The sequence below is a fragment of the Rufibacter radiotolerans genome (assembly GCF_001078055.1).
GTDB classification, from domain to species: domain Bacteria; phylum Bacteroidota; class Bacteroidia; order Cytophagales; family Hymenobacteraceae; genus Nibribacter; species Nibribacter radiotolerans.
Map to the genome: position 1 here is coordinate 3,362,797 of NZ_CP010777.1, position 21,003 is coordinate 3,383,799.

Below are 21,003 nucleotides of genomic sequence, written 5' to 3' on the forward strand. Positions count from 1 at the left end.
AAAGAAGGGGCCGAAACTTAGTTTCGGCCCCTTCTTCTTTTATAGACCAATCTATAAACAGCCTTTTGCATGTGTTAACCTGGTCTAGGTGAATAGGCGTTTTAAGGCTGTTTTGGCAAAAATGGGCCTAAAACGGAAATTAGAAGCGCCATAGCCATGGGATTAAATTCACCTGCCGTTCTAATCCTTGCCAGTTGAGACCGCCAAAATAAGGCTTCTTCAAGAGAACATTCAGATAAGACAATGATTACCAATCACTTTCTCTTCAGCATTAAACTTAGCTTTTAGTTCAAGGCATCAGGTGAGGCAGCAGGCGAAAGGGAAAAACAAAAAAGATGGATTATTTTCACCGTTTAGCCCATTAAAAATTTGGCAGTTACTAAAAACCGTCTTACTTTTGTAACATCAAAACGGGGGATTAGCTCAGCTGGCTAGAGCGCTTGCATGGCATGCAAGAGGTCATCGGTTCGACTCCGATATTCTCCACGTTTCTAAAGCACTTATAAGGTAAAACTTGTAAGTGCTTTTTTGTTTTGGCTGACCCCTGCGCACAATAAAAAAGGCGCACCGTTCAGGTGCGCCTTTTTTGACAGCCAGCAAGGCTGTTAAGCTTCCGATTACCTTACAGACTTTTCGTGGCTAATGCGTGTTTGGTTAATTCTTCCTCTAGTTCACCGGCGGCCAGGGCACAGACCACCTCTATCTTGGAATACAGGGCAAACACCATGCTCATGGTCTCTTCGCTCACGTCATCTTGGGTATCTGTCGCGATGATGTTGGCCGCAAAGGCCTGGATGGCTTTGGCGATGCCTTCAAACTCTGGGTTGATGCCCATGGTAGAGAAGGTGGGGATGATGGAATGGGTGGCATTCTTGAGCGCCAACCAGTCTTTCTGGTCAATGGCCTTTTTCATGTTCACCACCAACTGCGGAATCTCCTGCAGGTAAAGCTGGATCATTTCTACCAAACGGACATCATTTTTGGTAATGCGCCGCAGGTAGTCAAAATTGACGCAGGTAAGTGGTTGGGTCTGCAGGTCTTCCCGGTCCTGGTAAACGGTATTCTTGGCGTAGTCAGAGTTTTTAAGGTACTTGATGATCTTGCTGTAAAGCACCTTGTCATCAATGGGCTTGGAGATGTAGTCATTCATGCCCACGGCCTTGCATTTTTCCACATCTACGGTGGTCACATCGGCGGTGAGGGCGATAATAGGAACGGTGAGGTTCATTTGGTTTCTGATATACTCGGTGGCCTCAAAGCCGTTCATCTCGGGCATCTGTAGGTCCATGAGCACAATGTCATACCGGTTGTGGCTCAGCATCTCAACAGCTATTTTCCCGTTGCCCGCCACTTCCATCTCAAACCCGAACTCTTCCAGCAGGGTTTTCATCAATAGTTGGTTCAGGGCTATATCTTCCACCACCAGAATCTTCACGTCTTTGAAGCCAGCCTCCAGTTCAATGCCTAGGCCGGTTTCAGATTCTGGTTTTTCCTGGGTTTTATTGAAACTGAGGATAAAGCTGAACGTGGAGCCCTCCCCTACCTTGCTCTTTACCGTAATGGTGCCGCCCTGCGGTTCTACCAGGTTCTTTACAATGGCCAGCCCCAGACCGGTGCCGCCGTACAACCTGGACGTGCCGCTGGTGGCCTGCTGGAAATTATCAAACACCGTGCTCAGCTTTGATTCCTCAATGCCAATACCGGTGTCTGTCACAGAGAATTCCAGGATCACTTTTTCGGCGTCCTGTACCAACATGCGCGCGCCCACGGTAATCTTGCCTTGGGTAGTGAACTTAACGGCGTTACTGACCAGGTTTAAGATAATCTGGTGCAGGCGCACGGGGTCACCCACCACCACCTCTGGTATTTTAGAGTCATATTCAATGGCCAGTTCCAGGTTGCGTTCCTGAATCTTGGTTTCAAACAGGTGCACCATGGCAAAGATGGAGGCCGACAGTTTGAAGGGAATCTGCTCAAACGACATTTTACCCGCATCAACCTTAGCCAGGTCCAGAATGTCATTAATAAGCACAATAAGGGCATCGCCGCTCAGCTTAATGGCATTGAGGTACTCTTGCTGCTTATCGGTAAGCTCGGTTTTCAGGACTACTTTGGTAAACCCGATGATAGCGTTCATAGGCGTCCTGATCTCATGGCTCATGTTGCTCAGGAACTGCTGTTTGGCTTTTACGGCGTCTTCGGCAATACTGGTGGCCAGTTCGGCTTTGAGCTGGGCTTCCTCGGCCTGGACCATGGCCAGTTCCGCGGCAATTTTGGCTTCGTTCAGTTCGGTGGCAATCCGTTTCTGGTCGGTCACGTCACGGGCCACAATCACCACGCCCAATACATCTCCCTGGTCGTTTTTGTAGACCGAGCCATTGAAGAGCACATCGGTTAGTTTGCCGTCTTTGTGGCGCAAGGTAAGGGGCGAATCTGCCACGGCGCCCTTGGCGAACACCTCCTGGTAAACCTCGCGGGCCATCTGGGAGTCTGTGAAATAGGTAAAGAAATCAGACCCGATGAGTTGTTCACGTTCAATGCCGGTAATGTTCACCGTGGCCTGGTTCATGTCTGTGATCTTGCCTTCGGGGCTAATGGTTACCAGCGGGTCACGGCTGGCTTCTATCAAGCCACGGGCGTAATTGGCAATACGGAGCTCGGCGGCCCGCTTTATTTTCTCATCGTTCTGGAAGGCCAGCTCCTTGTTGGCCAGGACTAATTCCGCGGCACGTTTCTCTTTTTCATCATTCTGAAAGGCCAGCTCAATATTGGCGATGCTCAGTTCGGCGGCCCGTTTCTCTTTCTCATCATTCTGAAAAGCTAACTCTTTATTAGCCACGCTAAGCTCTGCAGCCCGTTTCTCCTTTTCGTCATTCTGAAAAGCCAGCTCCTTGTTAGCTACACTAAGTTCAGCCGCGCGTTTCTCTTTCTCATCATTTTGGAAAGCTAACTCCTTGTTTGCCACGCTGAGCTCGGCCGCCCTTTTCTCTTTTTCATCGTTTTGGAAAGCTAACTCTTTGTTAGCCACGCCCAGTTCAGCGGCACGTTTTTCCTTTTCGTCATTCTGGAAGGCCAGCTCTTTATTAGCAACACTCAATTCAGCGGCCCGCTTTTCCTTTTCATCGTTTTGGAAGGCCAATTCTTTGTTGGCGATGCTCAGTTCCTGGGCCCGTTTCTCCTTTTCGTCGTTCTGGAAAGCCAACTCTTCATTGGCGATGCTCAGTTCCTGAGCACGTTTCTCCTTTTCGTCGTTCTGGAAAGCCAGCTCAGTGTTGGCAATGCCCAATTCCTGCGCCCTTTTCTCTTTCTCGTCGTTCTGGAAGGCAAGTTCCTGGTTGGCAACACTTAATTCATTGGCCCGCTTCTCTTTCTCATTATGCTGGAAAGCCAGTTCTTTGTTGGCGAGGCGCAATTTAGAGGCCCATTTCTTTTCGGCGGTTTCGCGGGCTACCATTACGGCTCCCTGCAACGTTCCTTCCTCGTCTTTGTACACAGAGCCAGTGACAAGCACCTCTGAGAGGGTGCCGTTGGCATGGCTTAGGGTGAAGGGAACGTTAGCCAGATCGCCTTTCTCCACCACTTGGGTGAACATGTCGCGCACGTTACCGGGCTTGGTGAAACAGGTGAAGAAATCTAAGCCTATGAGGTTTTCCCGCGCAACCCCTGTCATGGTTACGGTTGCTTCGTTGGCGTCTATAATGTTGCCTTGCAGGTTCACGGTGACCAACAGGTCGCGGCTGGCCTCAATTAAACGGCGGTATCTTTTTTCACTTTCTTTCATGGGACTGGAAATTACTGCGCTCACCTTATCACAGGTAAGCAATTTGTGGGTGGTTCAACCAGTGTTTCTAAGTCAGCGAAAAGGAGGCCCTAAGCCTCAAAAGAGAAGACGGACCTGATTCTGTAGCGAAGGATGGGTGAGTTGTCGGCAAACCCTACTGATAGTATGTAAGATACGTCTTTTAAAAACGGTATCACTTTATATTTCAGCAAATGCCCTACCAGGTCCGTTATGTAAGGGTTCCGGACGCCGGAGGGCTCTACCCTCCAGGAAACCAGGGAATGGATTGGCAAAGAAAGTGAGAACTCTAACCTGTAATTTCCCAGGCAAAAAGAAGGGCCGGTTACGTAACGCAACCGGCCCTTCTTTTTGAGAAACTCTTTCTTTAGCCTTTCTTGAACAGCGGCCGAACCAGCCTCACTATCTTATCAATAAAGAAGCCTAAAACCACGCCACCTAAAGCTAAGACCACCACTTTTACCACCCAGGCCAGGGCCGGAATGCCAGATAGGGAATGTTCCAGGCTTTCTAATGGGTGGTGCAGGAAGGGAAGCCCATGGGCAATGATTTCAGCGCCTACCCAGAGCATGGCCGCCGTGCCTACGTAGCCCAGGAAACTCAAGAAGTGCGGCATGGATTTAACAATCCCGCGCCCAATCTTCTGAGTGGCAGGATGGAATTTGTCCTGGGCCATGTGCACCCCAATATCATCTGCTTTCACAATCAAGCCCACAAACCCGTACACGGCCGCCGTGATAAAAACAGCCACACTCACCATCACCGCAATCTGGTTAAGCAGGGGCTTGTCTGCTACGGTAGCATAGGCAATGGCCATGATCTCAGCCGAAAGGATAAGGTCAGTACGCACCGCACTGCCCACCCGCTCCTTTTCCAGTTCCTCTGGGGTAATAGTTTCTATCCCCTCCGTTGGCTGGTCATGGTCCTCTGGGTGCTTGCTGAACATGGAATGCACCTTCTCATACCCTTCATAACAAAGATAAGACCCGCCCAGCATGAGAATGGGCGTGATAGCCCAGGGCGCGAAGAAGCCCAGCAACAAGGCCGCCGGGGCCAGAATGAGCAGTTTATTGATCACCGACTTTTTAGCGATCTGGAAAATGATGGAAAGCTCCCTTGACGGGTCAAGCCCCACCACGTATTTGGGCGTCACGGCGGTGTCATCTATCACAATGCCAGACACCTTGCCAGTGGTTTTGGCCACCTGCGTGGGAACGTCGTCCAGGCTGGCGGCACTTACTTTCACCAGGGCGGCTATATCATCTAAAAGCGCGAGAAGGCCAGTAGCCATATTGTTTCTTTAAGTGGAGGGATTCAAAGATTTATGTGCTGAACGTTTATTAAGCCCCAGAGTTCTATCTAACCTGAAGCCTGCCTTGCGTTACCGGCTAAAGCCGAAGTTCTGGCAAAACGTCTGCTCAAAGGTAAGGGAACCATCCTGAAACGCAATAAAACACACAGGTGTCACAGCTGCCTTCCCCCAGCAACCATAAACCGCTATCCAGTACTTTAGTTTTCTGTTTTAGGTCCTTTTCCCAAAAAACAGGCCTAAAACAGAAAGCCTCCCCTAAATTTCTCAGAGGAGGCTTTCTGAATAATTCATCTTGCCTGATGGCTATACAAACAGCCCTTCCACAGACAGGTAGCGTTCGCCGGTGTCATAGCAGAAGGTAAGGATACGGGTGCCCAGTTCTACTTTAGCCAATTGCTGCGCCACCGCAGCCAAAGAGCCACCTGAGGAGATACCCATGAAGATCCCCTCTTCCTTGGCGGCCCGGCGGGCGTAGTCAAAGGCTTCCTGCTGGGTAACCTGGATCACGCCGTCCAATAGGGAGGTGTCCATGATCTTGGGAATAAAGCCTGCGGCCAGCCCCTGGATGGGGTGCGGACCTGGGGCACCGCCGCTCAGCACCGGCGACAAAGTAGGCTCCACGGCAATGACCTTTAAGTTGGGAAATTTCTGCTTCAATACTTTGCCAACGCCGGTAATGTGTCCGCCGGTGCCCACGCCGGTAATCAGGTAATCCACCCCGTCAGGGAAGTCTTGGAGAATCTCCTGGGCAGTGGTATCAATATGTACCTGGGTGTTGGCTTCGTTCTCAAACTGCATGGGAATCCAGGCGTTTCCGTCTTCAGCGGCCATCTCATGGGCCCGCTCAATGGCGCCTTTCATGCCCTTTTCGCGCGGCGTCAATTCCAGTTCCGCGCCGTAGGCAGCCATCAGGCGGCGGCGCTCAATGGACATGGACTCCGGCATGACCAAGGTCAACGGGTGACCTTTCACAGCGGCCACCATGGCTAAGCCAATGCCGGTGTTGCCGGAGGTAGGCTCAATAATGCGTCCGCCGGGTTTTAAGGCCCCGCGCCGCTCGGCGTCTTCCACCATAGACAGGGCTATGCGGTCTTTAATGCTTCCGCCGGGGTTGGCCCGCTCCAGTTTCACCCACACCTGGGCCTCTGGGCCAAATATCCGGTTAATGCGCACCACGGGCGTGTTGCCAATGGTCTGTAAGATGTTTTCTGCTTTCATATAAGTTCTTAATTCAAAATGGCTTAAAGAGACCCATCTGGGCTGGATGGGCACTGAAATTCTCCATACCTCTATCAAGGTAGTAGACTAAAAAGAAAAATAAAAAGGACGCGGTTAGATGGAAAAATCCAGGATATCTTCCGGGGCCTCAGACCGGCTTACCTTTATCTGGGCCCGGTGGTACAGCCGCGAATAAGGTGGTACGCTATCGGTGAGCCATACGTTACCGCCAATGATGCTGTGCGAACCAATGACTGTATTCCCGCCCAATATGGTAGCGCCCGCGTAAATGACCACGTGGTCTTCAATGGTAGGATGGCGTTTGAGGTCTACCATGTATTTGGCTACGCTCAGCGCTCCCAGCGTGACACCCTGGTAGAGTTTCACGTACTTGCCAATAACGGTGGTCTCCCCTATCACTATACCAGTGCCGTGGTCAATGCACACCGGAAAACTAATCTTGGCCCCCGGGTGAATGTCAATACCCGTGCGGCTGTGCGCCGATTCTGACAAGATGCGCGGCAACAACGGAACCCCTGCCTGGTAAAAAAAATGCGCTATTCTATATACCGCCAAGGCATAGAAACCCGGGTAAGAGCGCATCACCTCTTCAATGTGCCGGGCGGCAGGGTCTTCCTCCAAAATAAACTGGGCGTCTGCAATCAGCTGCTCGTGCAGGCGGGGCAGTTCGGCCATGAATTGCTCCACCGTCTGGGCAGCCGGGGCCGGACTTAAATGCAGGATCCCCTCCAGCATAGACTCCAGTTCCTTTTCCAGGAAACTGGCTTCCTGGGCCAGCTCTTTGGCAGAGGCAATGGGCTGCTCGGCCAAAGGCGGAAATAGCATCTGCAGCAACCGGTCCAGAAACTGGCAGAGCAGCGTGGTAGGTATCCGGAGCTGGTTTTGCTGGTGCAGCCCCCAAAGCCGTTGTAAAAATGATTCTTCCATATGATTATCCTTACGATATTTTTCCCGGAAGGAACTATTGGTTGCCTTCTTTCAACCGCAGCAAGGGTAAAACCTCTTTCCCTAGCTTTTGGTTTTTCGTGGTTTAGTAAAGTATAGCAGGGCGTTTTGAGCCTGTTTTCAGAAAAACGGGCCCAAAACGCCGCCGGAGCGTCTGTCTTTCTCCTACTTCTTCTTATCTGGTTTCTAGGTCTTACGTTTTTAAACAGTACGCGTAAGTAAAGGCTTTCCTGTAACTTCACGGCTTATGGCATTCTGGGATAATATTTTTGGCAAGAAACCACCGCAACAGGGCAAACCGCAACTTTCTGTGCAGGAGCGGGTGAGCGCACTAAAACACTTGCCGCCCTTCCTTAAAATGGTGTGGCAGACCAACCCGCGCATGGCCATGGTCAACGTGGTACTGCGCCTGCTCAGGGCGGCGGTCCCTGTGGCCATGCTCTACGTGGGCCAGCTGATCATTGACGAAGTGCTCCGGCTGACCCAGACCAACGACAAGTTGCTGGGCTACCTGCTCACGCTGGTGGCCATTGAGTTCGGACTGGCCGTGGTCTCTGATTTCCTGAACCGGGGCATTGCCCTCATTGATGGGCTCCTGGGCGACCTGTTTGCGAACCAGTCCTCCATCCGGCTCATGGAGCACGCCGCCGAACTGGACCTGGACCAGTTTGAGGACTCGGCTTTCTATGACAAACTGGAGCGGGCCCGCCGGCAGACCCTGAGCCGAACAATTCTCATGAGCCAGGTGCTGGGCCAGATGCAGGACCTTTTGACCATGGTCTTTCTGGCCGCCGGTCTTATTGCCTTCTACCCGTGGTTGTTGCTTCTATTGTTAATAGCGGTACTGCCTGCGTTTCTGGGCGAGTCGCACTTCAATGAGCGCAGTTACTCTTTGGTGCACGGCTGGACCCCGGAACGCCGCGAGCTGGATTATCTGCGCCAGACCGGCGCCAGCGATGATACGGCAAAGGAAGTCAAGATCTTCGGGCTTTCAGATTTCCTGACCAACCGCTTTAGGGAGCTTTCCACCAAATTTTATCTGGATAACAAGAAACTGGCCACCCGCCGGGCCGGCTGGGGCAGCGTGTTTGCCGCACTGGGCAGCGCCGGCTATTACGGGGCTTATGTGTACCTGGTATTGCAAACCGTAAAAGGCCAGGTTTCCCTGGGGCAGCTCACGTTTCTGGCCGGTTCTTTCATGCGCCTTCGGGGCTTGCTGGAATCTGTGTTGAATCGCTTCACCAGCGTGGCCGAAGGCGCCTTGTACCTCCAGGATTTCTTTGATTTCTTTGAGTTGCAGCCCCGCATTACCCGTCAGTCCACGGCCCCGCCTTTCCCCAGACCTATCCGGCATGGCTTCACCTTTGAGAACGTAGGCTTCCAGTACCGAAACTCAGAAAAATGGGCCATCCGTCACCTCAACTTCACCCTGCATGCCGGCGAAAAGCTGGCGCTGGTAGGCGAAAACGGCGCCGGCAAGACCACCTTGGTTAAGCTGCTTTCCCGCCTCTATGACCCTACCGAAGGCCGTATTCTGTTAGACGGTATTGACCTGCGCGAATATGACCCCGCCGAGCTGCGCCGCGAGATTGGCGTGATCTTCCAGGATTTCGTTCGGTTCCAGATGACGGCGGGTACCAACATCGCCATTGGCCGCATAGACCAGAAAGAAAACCAGCCCCGCATTGAATCTTCGGCGCAGCAAAGCCTGGCAGACACGGTCATCGACAAACTTCCCGAGGGCTACGATCAGGTCATTGGTCGGCGTTTCAATAAAGGCGTGGACCTGTCTGGTGGCGAATGGCAGAAGATAGCCCTGGGCCGCGCCTACATGCGTGACGCCCAGCTTTTGATCCTGGACGAGCCCACCGCCGCCCTGGACGCCCGAGCCGAGCACGAAGTATTCCAACGCTTCTCAGAACTCACCAAAGGCAAAACCGCCGTCCTCATCTCCCACCGCTTCTCCACCGTCCGCATGGCAGACCGGATTCTGGTGATTGAGAACGGGCAGTTTGTGGAAATTGGCTCGCATGAGGAGTTACTGGCGAAGGGCGGCCGCTACGCGGAGTTGTTCAGGTTGCAGGCGAAAGGATATTTGTAGAAGGGGATTCTGTTATGGCTTTCGCCATTGGATGAAGAATTTGCTTTTGCCTTGTAGTTGCGGCTTTTCTATGGCTTCAAAAGCTGAGTTGTTTCATCTTCTCGCTCCGAGCGCTCACGGCCGCGGGGCCCCGCAGGGCCTGCCGCTCATCGCGGCACCGGGTCGAGTGCTAGGCGCTCAGACGAAAGGCTGGAATAGGAAAAGAGGGGGAAGTTGCTGTTTTAAGCCCATTTCCCGGAAAACAACCTCAAAACATTATAGCGGTACTTAAACGCAGACTCTCCTCTTGAGGATTGCCCAAACGAGAGTTTGGGGCAGCGAGCGCAACTCTGCAGAGGGGTGTTTACACAGGAGAGAACGCATCCCCCTACCCCCTTTAAAGGGGGTAGGGGGATGACACGCTTATTCTTATCATAAACCTATTTTGAGCCCATTTTTCCAAAAATTGGCCTAAACTCATTACAGGCTGCACCAACTAAACCGCCTCTTCCCGCTTCGGGAACCGGCCTACCAACACAAACAGGAACGCCACAAAACATAAGGCCGCTGCCGACCAGAACACGTAAGGGATAGCTTCTACCCGTTTATCATACACAGACGCGGAAAGAAAAGCACCCAGACCAATGCCGGCTTCCAGGGCGATGTAGACGGTGGCCATGGCGCGGCCGCGGCGGTTGGCGTGGCTGAGGTCAATGGTCCAGGCGTAGAGCGTGGGAGAATTCATGCCAGTGCCAATCCCGTAGAGCACGGCCGCTCCCAGGAACATCATTTTTGAATCGGCGAAGCCGAGGACCAGCATGCCCAGGGCCATCATAAACGTGGAGATGCGTAGGACCGGCACCCGCCCAAACCTATCGGAGGCTCGGCCCGCCAGGAACCGGATCCCGATGGAAGAAACCGTGTAAAACGTAAAGAACAGGCCTTTATTGGGAATGCCCAGGTGTTGGCTGAAATCTGGGGTAACTGTGAGCACGGCGCCGTAGCAGAATAGCGTGAGTAGCATCACCACAAACGGAGGCCACACCCGGGGCTCAAAAATCTCATCCTTCTTGATGCGTAGTAGCCCCAACCTGAATTTCTGCGGATTCACGAGAGTTTCTTTCTGATTTAAAAGCACGAGCACCGCTAGCAGGGCCATGCCGGAGGAGGCGTAAAAAAGAGCGTCTAAGGTAAAATACCGGCTGAACTCCCCGCCAATGGCCGGACCGGCGGCAAGCCCTAAACTTCCGGCCAGGCCGAAGACCCCGATGGCAGCACCACGTTTTTCCAGGGGCACAATGTCTGCGATGTAGGCAGATTCGCCAGTAGGTGTGAAACCGGTGGAGAACCCATGGACCAGGCGCAACAGCAGGAAAGCGGTAACCGTGGTGAGCAAAGGGTACAGCAGACTGCACAGCACGCAGACCGCCACCCCAAAATAAATGACCGGCATACGGCCGATGGTGTCGGTGAGCTTGCCGGAGAAAGGGCGTGACAGTCCGGCGGTAATGGTAAAAAGCCCCACAATATAGCCTTTGTACTCTGCCCCGCCCAGGCTGGTGAGGAAATTGGGCAGCTCCGGGATGATCATGTTGAAGCTAGCCGAGAACAGGAAGGAACTCAAACACAGCAACCAGAACCGGAGGGAGTAAACGTCTGTAGAAGCGGTAGGCATAATAGGTGCAAAGGTCTTAAAATTTGGATCAGCCTTGCTGCTGTTTTTGCGCTATTTTCTGAAAAACAGGGCAAAAACGCCTTCGGGCTTGGGCTTGCCTCTGGATAGGTGCCGCAGACTCAGGACAGTTTTGTATCTTCCGCAGCCCAACCACACCCTATGAACTACTCTTTCAAAATTATTGCCGCCATGCTGCTTTTAGCGGCCGCGGCCTGTACGCCCCCTGCCCAGCAAAGTGGCAGTACTGCCGTCAATAAATTCAGTGATGCCACCCTCCGCAGAATCTACACCCTGCAGGATGAACGCAAAACTCAGGACCTGCTGCCTTTCCTGGGGCGCCCCGAAACCATGTACCGGCGTGAGGCTGCCCTGGCGTTTGGGTCGGTGCAGGACAGCACGGCTATTCCGGCCTTGAGTGCCTTGCTGCAGGACCAGGAGGCCGAGGTGCGAAAGGCCAGCGCCTACGCCTTGGGTCAGATTGGCAAAACCGCCGCCGAGACCGCCTTGATGGAGGCGTATCAGCGGGAGCAGAACATTTCGGCCCGGGCCGAGATCCTGGAAGCCTGGGGCAAGTGCGCCACCCAGAACGGATTTGATATGATTGCCCGTTACACGGCGCAGGCCAATATGGAAGGCGCTCAAGCCTGGGCCCTGTACCGGGCCGGCCAACGCAAACTCAACCATGCCCCTGCTCTGACTAAAGCCGCGGCGCTGTTGACTTCTACCCAGGAAGATGCCCGCCTGGGCGCTGCGCATTTTGTGGGCCGGACCGCCAAACTGGACCCCAGCGCCATTAAAGAGCAGCTGTTCACTACGGTGCAGCAAGACAAAAGCGCTAATGTGCGCATGGCCGTTATGCTGGCGCTGGGCAAAATGAAGGATACGGTGGGCGTGGCCCGAGTGGTGAGTCAGGCCCTGCAGAAGGACGCTGATTACCGGGTGCGCCTGAGTGCCGTTCGGCCCATGAACCAACTGGCCTACGCCGCGGTGCAAGCTGCCGCCTGGAATGCCTTACTTGATGCGCACCCGCACGTGGCCCTCAGCGCTGCCGAATATCTGGCCGCCAAGGCCCCGGCCGCAGAAGCCAGCCGACTGCAGGAAGCTGCCGCCAAACAAAAAGACTGGCGCGTGCGCGCTACCTTGTTTGGGGCCGCTTTGGCCGCTACTCCAGTACCTCAGAAAAGTGCCGTTGGTCAGCAAATACAGCAGCGATTTAAAGCGGCCAGCAACCCGTATGAAAAAGCAGCTCTGCTCACCGCCCTGAGCAAAGACCAGAGCCAGTACCCTTTTATTGAACAACAGACCTTCAACGCGCCGCACCCAGCGGTGAGCACCTCGGGCATTGAGGCGTTGGTGGCTATAAGAGGGCAGAAAAGCTTTGAGGCCTCGGCAGGGCCGGCTTTTAACCAATTGTTCCAGAGAGCGATTCAGTCTGGCGACGTAGCGTTGGTGGGCATTGCCGCCGGTGCTATCCGCAACCCGGAACTGGGTTTGAAGAACGCCTATGCAGACCGCTCCTTCCTGACCCATGCCCGCGACAAACTCACCCTTCCCCGCGACATAGAAACCTACCTGGAACTGCAGAAAACGCTGGACTTCCTGGAAGACAAAACTTCGGCGCCTACGCCGGCTACTCCCTTTACGCATCCTATCAATTGGGCCACAGTTAATAAGCTGGCCAAAAACCAGAAGGCCCGCCTGAAGACCTCCAAGGGCGATATCATCTTTGAATTGTTGGTAGAAGATGCTCCTGGTTCGGTGGCCAATTTTGTGGAGCTGTTGGAGAAAGGCTTCTATAACGGCAAGAACTTCCACCGGGTGGTGCCTAACTTCGTGGCCCAGGGCGGCTGTCCCCGCGGCGACGGCTGGGGCTCCACCGACTACGCCATCCGCTCTGAGTTCGCAGATTTGAACTACCTGGAAGGCTACGTAGGCATGGCCAGTGCCGGTAAAGACACCGAGAGCTGCCAATGGTTCATCACCCACTCGCCCACCCCGCACCTGGACGGCAAATACACCATCTTCGCCAAAGTAGTGAAAGGCATGGACGTGGTGCACCAACTGAATATTGGGGATAGGATTGAGAAGGTGGAGTTGGTAAGATAACTATCCTATATATACTAGCTGAGCAGAAAATAAAATGAGGTCAATTGTTCTTTGGATTATCAATTTGAGTTCTTTTGCCTTCGCCTTTATTTTTGGCGTTACTTGGTTCTCCAGGCTTCGCTTAAAATATAATGAGGAAGGCAATTACTTTGATCCTAATTCTTTGGTTATTTATGACCGTGACGCATTTTTAGTTTATGGAGCATTAACTCTGCTCTTTATTTTGGTTGGAGCCATTAGTTGGATATATACAGCTAAAGCAAATAAAACCAAGCCAAAGAAGTTGAATACTGACATTAAAGCAGAATGAAGTTAAGCAAAAGGTAATATCTCACTTTTGTCATCCTGAAAGGATCTTGTGGGCGAGTTAGAAAAGCATTAAATACACGCTACTGCCGGTCGCCCACAAGATCCTTTCAGGATGACAGAGAGAAAAACTAAGCATATTATAACCCTATATAAAAATGAGAAAGCCACTCCCATGGGAGTGGCTTTCTCATTTTTATAAAATCTATTTTGAGCCTATTTTCCCGAAAACAGCCCTAAAACACTCTACGCCGTAGGGTGCTGTGGCACAAAGACCACTTTCTTTGTCTCAAAAAACTCTTCCTGGAAATACTGGTTCAGGTCATAGACCTGGTGCACAAGGCCAGACTCCGCTAGTTCTTCGGTGAGGTCACCGCCTTTGAGGTAGTAGAGGCCCTGCTCGGGTACAGATTCTTTCTTAAAGCTGAACTGAATCCATTGGTAAAAGGTAGCTAGGCGGGCTACGGCGCGGCTCACAATGAAGTCGTATTTCTCATGCACCTGCTCGGCGCGGGTGTGGCTGGCGCGTACGTTCTGCAGCTTCAATTCATGGGCAATTTCTTCCACCACGTGTATTTTCTTGCCAATGGAGTCTACCAGGTGAAACTTCACCTCAGGGAACAGAATGGCCAATGGCAGCCCTGGCAGACCGCCCCCGGTGCCCACGTCCATGACAGAAGTGCCCGCCGGGAACTGCACCACTTTGGCAATGCCTATAGAATGCAGCAGATGGTTCACCATCAGGTTCTCGGTGTCTTTGCGCGAGATCACGTTTATTTTCTCGTTCCACTCCACATATAGTTCCGCTAGGCGGGCAAACTGCTGCTGTTGCTCTGGCGTGAGATCAGGGAAATAATGGGTCAGGATATTCACGGAGGCTGCGTTCATGGGCCAAAGATAAGGAAACGAGTCCTGAGTTCTGAGTCTTGAGTTCTGAGTTTGCACAAGGTCTTCCTTGCATTAGTGTTTAGAGTCTATTTTTCAGGAAACAGGGTAAAAGTAGGGACAGGGCTTGACCTGTCCGAAACGGTTCTGGCAGTAAGTAGCTTCTAGTTGGAAAACTGCCCTTTCTCTACAATTAGGCTTTTCTGCTTGGCAGGCGCAGGTTGCGTGGGGAACCGCATCGGACAGGTCAAGCCCTGTCCCTACAACGTTCCCATTCGGCCCTGTTTTGGGGTTATTTTACCAAAAACAGGCCTGAAACAGATAGAGCAGCCTTTGGGGCTGCTCTATCTGTTTCATCTTTATTGTGCTACCTGATACGCACTACGTGCTACTAAATAAGGTGCTTCTTGTTTTTTACCATGTCATAGAGCAACTCACGGGCGCGGTGCAGCTGGGCCTTTACGGTTCCCAGGGGTGCGTTCAGCTCAGTGGCTATTTCCTCGTAAGAGAGCTCGTCAAAGTAGCGCAGGGTTACCAGGCGCTGGTATTTGTCTGGCAGCTTGCTTACAATGTACTGCATGATCTCAATCTTCTGGTTCTTGATGGCCGTCTCCTGAGGGTTCAGGTTGTTGTCCTTGAAATCAATGGTGATCTCATCGCCGTTATCGATCTTGATGGCCGAGTCAATGCTCATAGTCTTGATCTTGTTCTTCCGGATGAAGTCAATACAGTTGTTGGTGGCAATTCTAAACAGCCAGGTACTAAAGGCGTACTCTGGGTTGAATTTGTGGAGGTTACGGAAGGCTTTCGCGAATGCTTCAATGGTGAGATCTTCGGCGTCATCGGCGTTACGCACCATCTTCAGGACCACGTGATAAACTGGCTTCTTGTAAATCTGCATCAGTTCCGCGTAGGCCTTCTCATCCCCCTCCTCTACCGCTGACTGGATCAGTTTAAAATCGTGTTTCGCTTTCGCGGAAAATTGCTTGTTTACTTCCATCTTATCTTTTTAGTCATTAATACAGAGATGCCAATCCCTATATAGTTGAGATAATACCCTAGTTCCAGAACAGGCAAGAGCCACCAGGAGAGTGGATCTTGCAGTCGGCGGGCTACCGCCATGTAAATTGCCCAGACCGCCACGTACCTTGCTCCAATAATAACGCCAACATAAGGCGTTTGGTGCTGCAAGCCTAAAAGAACTAGTGATATTATATAAAATAATATATTTGACAGGACAAAAAGTCCGATTCTGAACCGCTCTGCGCCAGAATACTGGCGACCTGCCGCCATGTGTCTCCGCTTCTGTTTCCACCAGTTGCGCCACTTCGTCTCGGGGGAGCTTTGCGTGTGGCTCTCGGCGTCCAGCATGATCTGTACGGTTGAATGCCGCGCGGCCTCCTGCACAAATAAATCATCGTCGCCGCCCAGTGATCTGATGTGGGAGGAAAACCCTTTGTTCCGGAAGAAAGTCGATTTTGTATAAGCCAGATTTCGGCCGACACCCATGTACGCTTTGCCCCGCTTGGCAAACGACAGATACTGCATCGCGGTCAAGAAGGTTTCAAACCGAATTAAATGATTTAAGAATCCATATATCTGCATATACGGAGAAACGCCTAAAACGATGTCGTTCCCGCCCACAAAACCACCGGCCATGCGCTGTGCCCAGCGGTCAGAAGCCGGCCGGCAATCTGCGTCTGTAAAGAGAAGGTGCTCATTTTGAGCTGCTTTCACGCCAAGGAAAAGAGCGTATTTCTTGGGGCTCATGAGCGCCGGCGTTTCCTTTACCCGCACTAATTTAAGGCAAGGATTTTCCAACTGATATTCTTTCACCAGCACGTGGGTGCCGTCCCAGGAGCGGTCATCAATAAGGATAACCTCATAGGGCTGCGGGTAGTCCTGCTGCAGCAATAAGGGCAACAACTCCTGCAGGTTCTCTACCTCATTGTGGGCGGCCACTAGAATAGAGAGCGGCGGCAAGGCGGCGGGGTCCTGCGGCACGGGGTCTTTGTGGAACGCCAGCGGCAGAAAGTAATAAAGCTCATAGAAAAACTGCACCAGCACACAGGCACCTAGCAGGTATAGGAGAAAATTCTGGAGTAGAAGTGTGTAATCCAAGGCGAATGAAAACTGAAACCAAAAATAGCACAAATTTTGGTGTGCCCCGCAACGCCCGGGCGGTGAAACGGGCGGTTGTTTGTATCTTTGCTGTTTGGAGAAGCGGTTATAGTCAAAAGCGTGGCCCGTAACCTCACAAGAAGGCTTCCCCAGCACTTTACCTATTGCACATGACCTTTGATTTAGTAGCGAAAGATCCCGCTTCCAAAGCCCGGGCCGGGGTACTCACCACCGCCCACGGCAATATACAGACCCCTATTTTTATGCCGGTGGGCACCGCCGGTACCGTAAAGGCTGTGCACCAGCGCGAACTCAAAGAAGACGTAAAGGCCCAGATCATTTTGGGCAACACCTATCACCTGTATTTAAGGCCGGGCCTGGGCGTGCTGGAGAAAGCCGGCGGCCTGCATAAATTCAACGGTTGGGACTTCCCCATCCTAACCGACAGCGGCGGGTACCAGGTTTTCTCGCTTTCAGGCACCCGCAAGATCATTGAGGAAGGCGTGAAATTCAGGAGCCACATTGACGGTTCCACCCACCTGTTCACCCCAGAGAACGTGATGGACACTCAGCGCACCATTGGCGCCGACATTATCATGGCCTTTGACGAGTGCACGCCCTACCCCTGTGACTACCACTACGCCAAGAACTCCATGGACCGCACGCACCGCTGGCTGCAGCGCTGCATTGACCGCTTTGACACCACAGAGGGCAAGTACGGCTATGAGCAAACCCTCTTCCCTATTGTGCAGGGCAGTACCTACAAAGACCTGAGAATCCAGTCGGCGGAGATGATTGCCAGCAAAAACCGCCCCGGCAACGCCATTGGTGGCTTGTCTGTGGGTGAGCCCGCCGAGATGATGTATGAGATGACCGAACTGGTCTGCGACATACTGCCCGCCGATAAACCGCGTTACCTCATGGGCGTGGGCACACCGGCCAACATCCTGGAGAACATCGCCCTGGGCGTAGACATGTTTGACTGCGTGTTGCCTACCCGCAACGCGCGCAACGGCATGCTGTTCACCACGCAGGGCATCATCAATATCAGGAATGAACGCTGGAAAGAAGACTTCTCGCCTATTGACTCTGAGTTAGGCGGCTACGCCAGCACGTTCTACAGCAAAGCCTATCTGCGTCATTTGATGCACGCCACCGAGATGCTGGGCGCCCAGATTGCCAGCGTGCACAACATCACCTTTTACCTCTGGCTGGTGGGCCAGGCCCGCGAGCAGATCATAGCCGGCACCTTTGCTACTTGGAAAGACCAGATGGTAAAGAAACTTATGACGAGACTTTAATTAATAATTAGTAATTAAGAATTAATAATTAGAAAATCTTGCCCCATTCGTTGGAGAAAGTTCTTAATTGTTAATTATTAATTCATAATTAAGAAAGCGTGAAGCTATTAGATAAATACATCCTTAAGAAGTTCCTGACCACGTTCGTGTTTGTGGTACTCATCTTGATGGCCGTGATCTGCGTGATTGACTTTGTGGAGAAGAACGATGACTTCATCCAGAACAATCTCTCTGTGAAGACCATTCTGCTGGATTATTACATCAACCTGATTCCGTTTTACGCCAACCTGCTCAGCCCTATCACGGTCTTTATTGCCACCGTGTTTGTGACGGCCAAGCTGGCCTCGCACACCGAGGTTGTGGCCATTCTGAGCAGTGGGGTGTCGTTTAAGCGCATGCTGGTGCCCTACATCATTGGGTCGGTGGTGATTGGTATCTTTATCTTCTTCTTCTCTTCCTACGTGATCCCGAACGCCAACAAAACCCGCGTGGCCTTTGAGATCAAATACGTCAAAAACCCCTACACCTTTGAAGGCCGCAACGTGCACTTCAGAATTGGGCCTGACTCCTACGTGTACCTGGAAAGCTATAACAACCACGCCAACGTGGGCTACAAGTTCACCCTGGAAACCATCAAAAACCAAGAACTCATCCGCAAACTTTCCTCCGAGTCCATCCGGTGGGACAGCACCAAGCAGAAGTGGCACCTGGACGCCTATACCCTCAGGGTCTTCAACGGCGACAAGGAGACCATTACCCACGGCGGGGCTGTAGACACCACCCTTAACCTGCTGCCCAAAGACTTCGCCAGTACCTACCGCCTGAAAGAGACTTTAACTAACGCCGAACTGAACGCCCTCATCAAAGAAAAGCAGCTGCGCGGCTCCACCGATGTGGAAATGTACATGACCGAGAAATACGAGCGCATGAGTTACCCGTTCGCCATTACCGTACTCACCGTGATTGGCGTGATTCTGAGTTCACGGAAAGTGCGCGGGGGCGTGGGTCTGCAGATTGCATTGGGGTTCGTGCTGGCGTTTATCTTTATCATTTTTGTGATGATGAGCCGAAGCCTGGCCTCGGTGGGTGGAATTCCGCCGCAACTGGCGGCTTTTGTGCCGCTGGCGGTGTTCACAGTCATTGGCATAGTCCTCTACCGAACGGTACCAAGGTAGTTGTTGGTGGTTAGTTGTTAGTAGTTAGTTCAAAGCATTTCTCTGGCGCGAGTCTCCAGACTCGTGACGAAGGATGAAGTAAGTCTCCAGACTCACCGGAAACTGCGGACAGAAAGGCTATTGTTCAGCAAGGTAAATTCGCTACTGTCGAAGCGAAGGTAGTCTGGAGACTACCTAGCACCCCATGTCACGAGTCGGAGACTCGCGCCAGAACCAGAAGGAATTTTAATAGAAAGATAATAAGCGTTTTGGGCCTATTTTTAGAGAAACGACCCTAAAACAGATTCATCCTTTATACCATCATTTTGTCAGCTTCTCACTCTTCTACCCCGCGCTTTAAAGATTACCTGGAGCTTCACTTCATCATTCTGCTGTGGGGTTTTACCGCTATTCTGGGTAAGTTGATTTCCATCCCGGCGGTGGAGTTGGTTTTGTACCGGACTATTCTGGCGGCTATTGCCCTGGCGGTGGTAATTAGGTTCAAAGGTGGTTCCTTTAAGATTGGCCGGCAGAATATTGTCAAGATTGTGGGGGTGGGCTTTATGATTGCCGCCCACTGGATTCTGTTCTTCGCCTCGGCAAGGGTTTCCTCGGTTTCAATTTGTCTAGCGGGTATGTCTACAGCCAGCCTCTGGACCTCGCTGCTGGAGCCTATGTTCACCAAGAAAAAGATTAAGCCGCATGAAGTGGGGTTGGCCATTCTCATCATCATCGGCTTGTACATCATCTTCCGGTTTGAGTTTGACCACGTAGTGGGAATTAGCATGGCGTTAGGGTCGGCATTTCTGGCCGCCTGTTTTACCATCATCAACAGTAACCTCACCAAGACCCACGCCCCCGCTACCATTACCTGCTTTGAGATGGCCGGCGCCTTCCTCGCTACCGCGCTGTTTCTGCCCTTCTACCGCACCTGGATGACCGAAACCGGCACCCTCCAACTGGCTGTGAACTTGTGGGATGTGCTTTGGATTGGGATTCTAGCGTTGGTCTGCACGGTGTATGCCTATACCGGCGCCGTGCGCCTGATGCAGAAGTTCAGCGCCTATACCATGAACCTGACCGTAAACATGGAACCAGTCTATGGCATCATCCTGGCCTGGTTTATCTTCAAGGAAGGCGAGCAAATGTCGGCGGGGTTCTATTATGGGGCCAGCATTATCCTGTTCAGCGTGTTTCTGCACCCCATTCTGGAAGGCATCAGAAACCGCCGCATCAGAAGGCTACAGGACTCCCTGCCAAACTGAGTACTCCTTCGGGAACGGTAATGGGGGCACTGGTGGCGTTTTAAACAACCCGTACATGGTAGACCCAGACCCCGACATAGACGCATAGACCGCACCCATTCCATAGAGCTGTTTCTTGATCTCCTGAAGCAGCGGGTACTTAGGAAACAGGCTCGCCTCAAAATCATTTACCACGGTATCTTTCCATGCAGTAATCTCCTGGGCCAAAAGCGTTTTAAGGCTGTTTTCTGGAAAACGCGGCGAAACCCCGGCGTAGGCCTCGGCGGTACTAATGGCAAGATTGGGGTACACTAATAGTATATACCACCCGGTCAAGTCCACCGATATAGGCTCAAACACATCCCCTTTCTCAACGGCCAGCACCGGTTTATTCTGCACAAAGAAGGCGCAGTCGCTGCCCAGTGGCCGGGCATAGTTTTCCAGTTGCTCAGAAGAAAGGTTGAGTTTAAAAAGTTCGTTCAGGATTTTAAGCGTAAAGGCCGCATCAGAAGAGCCGCCTCCCAGGCCTGCCCCCATGGGGATGACCTTGTGCAGGTGCATCTGGATAGGCGGTAACCCGAAATCCTTCTGCAGCAATTGATAGGCCTTCCAGCACAGGTTGGCCTTAGGCTCCCCCGGCACCGGCAACCCCGACAAGGTAAATGTAGATTCTCCTTGCGCCGGCAGAATCTCCAACGCATCGGTCCACTGCACGGGATAAAAGCAGGACACCAGGTTATGGAAACCATCGGGCCGTTTCTCCACTAACTGTAACCCCAGGTTTATCTTCGCGTTCGGGAATTGAATCATGCTGCAAGATAGTAGTGATTGGTTAT

15 protein-coding genes and 1 tRNA gene are annotated in these 21,003 nt (G+C 52.3%); 7 read left to right on the top strand and 9 right to left on the bottom strand.

Annotated elements, in window-relative coordinates:
- Positions 1-412: 412 nt before the first annotated feature.
- A tRNA-Ala gene (locus tag TH63_RS13795) sits at positions 413-486 on the top strand.
- Positions 487-622: 136 nt separating this feature from the next.
- On the opposite strand, the gene TH63_RS13800 is transcribed toward TH63_RS13795, so the two are convergent.
- The 4 genes from TH63_RS13800 to TH63_RS13815 all read right to left on the bottom strand — a co-directional run bounded on the left by TH63_RS13800 (position 623) and on the right by TH63_RS13815 (position 7,277).
- Positions 623-3,781: a PAS domain S-box protein gene (locus tag TH63_RS13800; RefSeq protein ID WP_053093817.1), complete on the bottom strand. Its 3,159-nt coding sequence runs from the start codon at positions 3,779-3,781 to the stop codon at positions 623-625.
- Between the two features lie 385 nt (positions 3,782-4,166).
- A complete protein-coding gene (locus tag TH63_RS13805) occupies positions 4,167-5,090 on the bottom strand; it encodes a DUF808 domain-containing protein (RefSeq protein ID WP_048921452.1) in 924 nt (307 codons plus the stop codon).
- Between the two features lie 324 nt (positions 5,091-5,414).
- On the bottom strand, positions 5,415-6,329 hold the full coding sequence (gene cysK / locus TH63_RS13810) for a cysteine synthase A (RefSeq protein ID WP_048921453.1): 915 nt from the start codon (positions 6,327-6,329) through the stop codon (positions 5,415-5,417).
- Positions 6,330-6,443: 114 nt separating this feature from the next.
- The gene (locus TH63_RS13815) at positions 6,444-7,277 is read right to left on the bottom strand and encodes a serine O-acetyltransferase (protein ID WP_048921454.1); all 834 of its coding nucleotides are present in this window, start codon (positions 7,275-7,277) and stop codon (positions 6,444-6,446) included.
- A 265-nt stretch (positions 7,278-7,542) separates the two neighbouring features.
- On the opposite strand from TH63_RS13815, the gene TH63_RS13820 reads away from it, so the two are divergent.
- Complete coding sequence (locus tag TH63_RS13820) at positions 7,543-9,396, top strand: ABC transporter ATP-binding protein (protein ID WP_048921455.1); 1,854 nt, start codon at positions 7,543-7,545, stop codon at positions 9,394-9,396.
- Positions 9,397-9,871: 475 nt separating this feature from the next.
- Here the strand turns inward: TH63_RS13820 and TH63_RS13825 are convergent, their stop codons facing one another.
- Entirely contained in the window at positions 9,872-11,050 is a 1,179-nt protein-coding gene (locus TH63_RS13825) for an MFS transporter (protein ID WP_048921456.1), read from the bottom strand.
- 159 nt (positions 11,051-11,209) lie between these two features.
- Between TH63_RS13825 and TH63_RS20085 the strand changes: the two genes are divergently transcribed.
- Both TH63_RS20085 and TH63_RS13835 read left to right on the top strand, forming a co-directional pair.
- Positions 11,210-13,156, top strand: a complete 1,947-nt coding sequence (locus TH63_RS20085; protein WP_082161697.1) for a peptidylprolyl isomerase — start codon at positions 11,210-11,212, stop codon at positions 13,154-13,156.
- 34 nt (positions 13,157-13,190) lie between these two features.
- Positions 13,191-13,466, top strand: a complete 276-nt coding sequence (locus TH63_RS13835; protein WP_048921457.1) for a hypothetical protein — start codon at positions 13,191-13,193, stop codon at positions 13,464-13,466.
- 242 nt (positions 13,467-13,708) lie between these two features.
- Here TH63_RS13835 and rsmG read toward each other — a convergent pair whose 3' ends face one another.
- The 3 genes from rsmG to TH63_RS13850 form a co-directional block, all read right to left on the bottom strand.
- A complete protein-coding gene (gene rsmG / locus TH63_RS13840; RefSeq protein WP_197088561.1) occupies positions 13,709-14,350 on the bottom strand; it encodes a 16S rRNA (guanine(527)-N(7))-methyltransferase RsmG in 642 nt (213 codons plus the stop codon).
- A 388-nt stretch (positions 14,351-14,738) separates the two neighbouring features.
- Positions 14,739-15,347 (bottom strand): RNA polymerase sigma factor, encoded by a 609-nt coding sequence (locus TH63_RS13845; RefSeq protein ID WP_048921458.1) that lies wholly within the window; start codon positions 15,345-15,347, stop codon positions 14,739-14,741.
- A complete protein-coding gene (locus TH63_RS13850) occupies positions 15,338-16,468 on the bottom strand; it encodes a glycosyltransferase (protein WP_048921459.1) in 1,131 nt (376 codons plus the stop codon). Before TH63_RS13850 ends, TH63_RS13845 begins: the two co-directional genes overlap by 10 nt.
- Positions 16,469-16,638: 170 nt before the next feature.
- On the opposite strand from TH63_RS13850, the gene tgt reads away from it, so the two are divergent.
- From tgt to TH63_RS13865, 3 genes are all read left to right on the top strand, one after another.
- A complete protein-coding gene (gene tgt / locus TH63_RS13855; RefSeq protein WP_048921460.1) occupies positions 16,639-17,769 on the top strand; it encodes a tRNA guanosine(34) transglycosylase Tgt in 1,131 nt (376 codons plus the stop codon).
- Between the two features lie 98 nt (positions 17,770-17,867).
- Positions 17,868-18,944: an LptF/LptG family permease gene (locus TH63_RS13860; protein ID WP_048921461.1), complete on the top strand. Its 1,077-nt coding sequence runs from the start codon at positions 17,868-17,870 to the stop codon at positions 18,942-18,944.
- A 305-nt stretch (positions 18,945-19,249) separates the two neighbouring features.
- Positions 19,250-20,188 carry a DMT family transporter gene (locus TH63_RS13865; RefSeq protein WP_048921462.1) on the top strand — a complete coding sequence of 313 codons (939 nt, stop codon included), beginning with the start codon at positions 19,250-19,252 and terminating at the stop codon, positions 20,186-20,188.
- Here TH63_RS13865 and ispE read toward each other — a convergent pair.
- Positions 20,165-20,977: a 4-(cytidine 5'-diphospho)-2-C-methyl-D-erythritol kinase gene (gene ispE, locus TH63_RS13870; protein WP_048921463.1), complete on the bottom strand. Its 813-nt coding sequence runs from the start codon at positions 20,975-20,977 to the stop codon at positions 20,165-20,167. The genes TH63_RS13865 and ispE overlap by 24 nt on opposite strands.
- Positions 20,978-21,003: the final 26 nt, after the last annotated feature.

Coding starts and splice junctions, on each gene's coding strand:
- TH63_RS13800 (WP_053093817.1), bottom strand. CDS start 3,781: ATGAAAGAAAGTGAAAAAAGATACCGCCGTTTAATTGAGGCCAGCCGC.
- TH63_RS20085 (WP_082161697.1), top strand. CDS start 11,210: ATGAACTACTCTTTCAAAATTATTGCCGCCATGCTGCTTTTAGCGGCC.
- TH63_RS13835 (WP_048921457.1), top strand. CDS start 13,191: ATGAGGTCAATTGTTCTTTGGATTATCAATTTGAGTTCTTTTGCCTTC.
- cysK (WP_048921453.1), bottom strand. CDS start 6,329: ATGAAAGCAGAAAACATCTTACAGACCATTGGCAACACGCCCGTGGTG.
- TH63_RS13805 (WP_048921452.1), bottom strand. CDS start 5,090: ATGGCTACTGGCCTTCTCGCGCTTTTAGATGATATAGCCGCCCTGGTG.
- TH63_RS13845 (WP_048921458.1), bottom strand. CDS start 15,347: ATGGAAGTAAACAAGCAATTTTCCGCGAAAGCGAAACACGATTTTAAA.
- ispE (WP_048921463.1), bottom strand. CDS start 20,977: ATGATTCAATTCCCGAACGCGAAGATAAACCTGGGGTTACAGTTAGTG.
- TH63_RS13815 (WP_048921454.1), bottom strand. CDS start 7,277: ATGGAAGAATCATTTTTACAACGGCTTTGGGGGCTGCACCAGCAAAAC.
- TH63_RS13825 (WP_048921456.1), bottom strand. CDS start 11,050: ATGCCTACCGCTTCTACAGACGTTTACTCCCTCCGGTTCTGGTTGCTG.
- tgt (WP_048921460.1), top strand. CDS start 16,639: ATGACCTTTGATTTAGTAGCGAAAGATCCCGCTTCCAAAGCCCGGGCC.
- TH63_RS13820 (WP_048921455.1), top strand. CDS start 7,543: ATGGCATTCTGGGATAATATTTTTGGCAAGAAACCACCGCAACAGGGC.
- rsmG (WP_197088561.1), bottom strand. CDS start 14,350: ATGAACGCAGCCTCCGTGAATATCCTGACCCATTATTTCCCTGATCTC.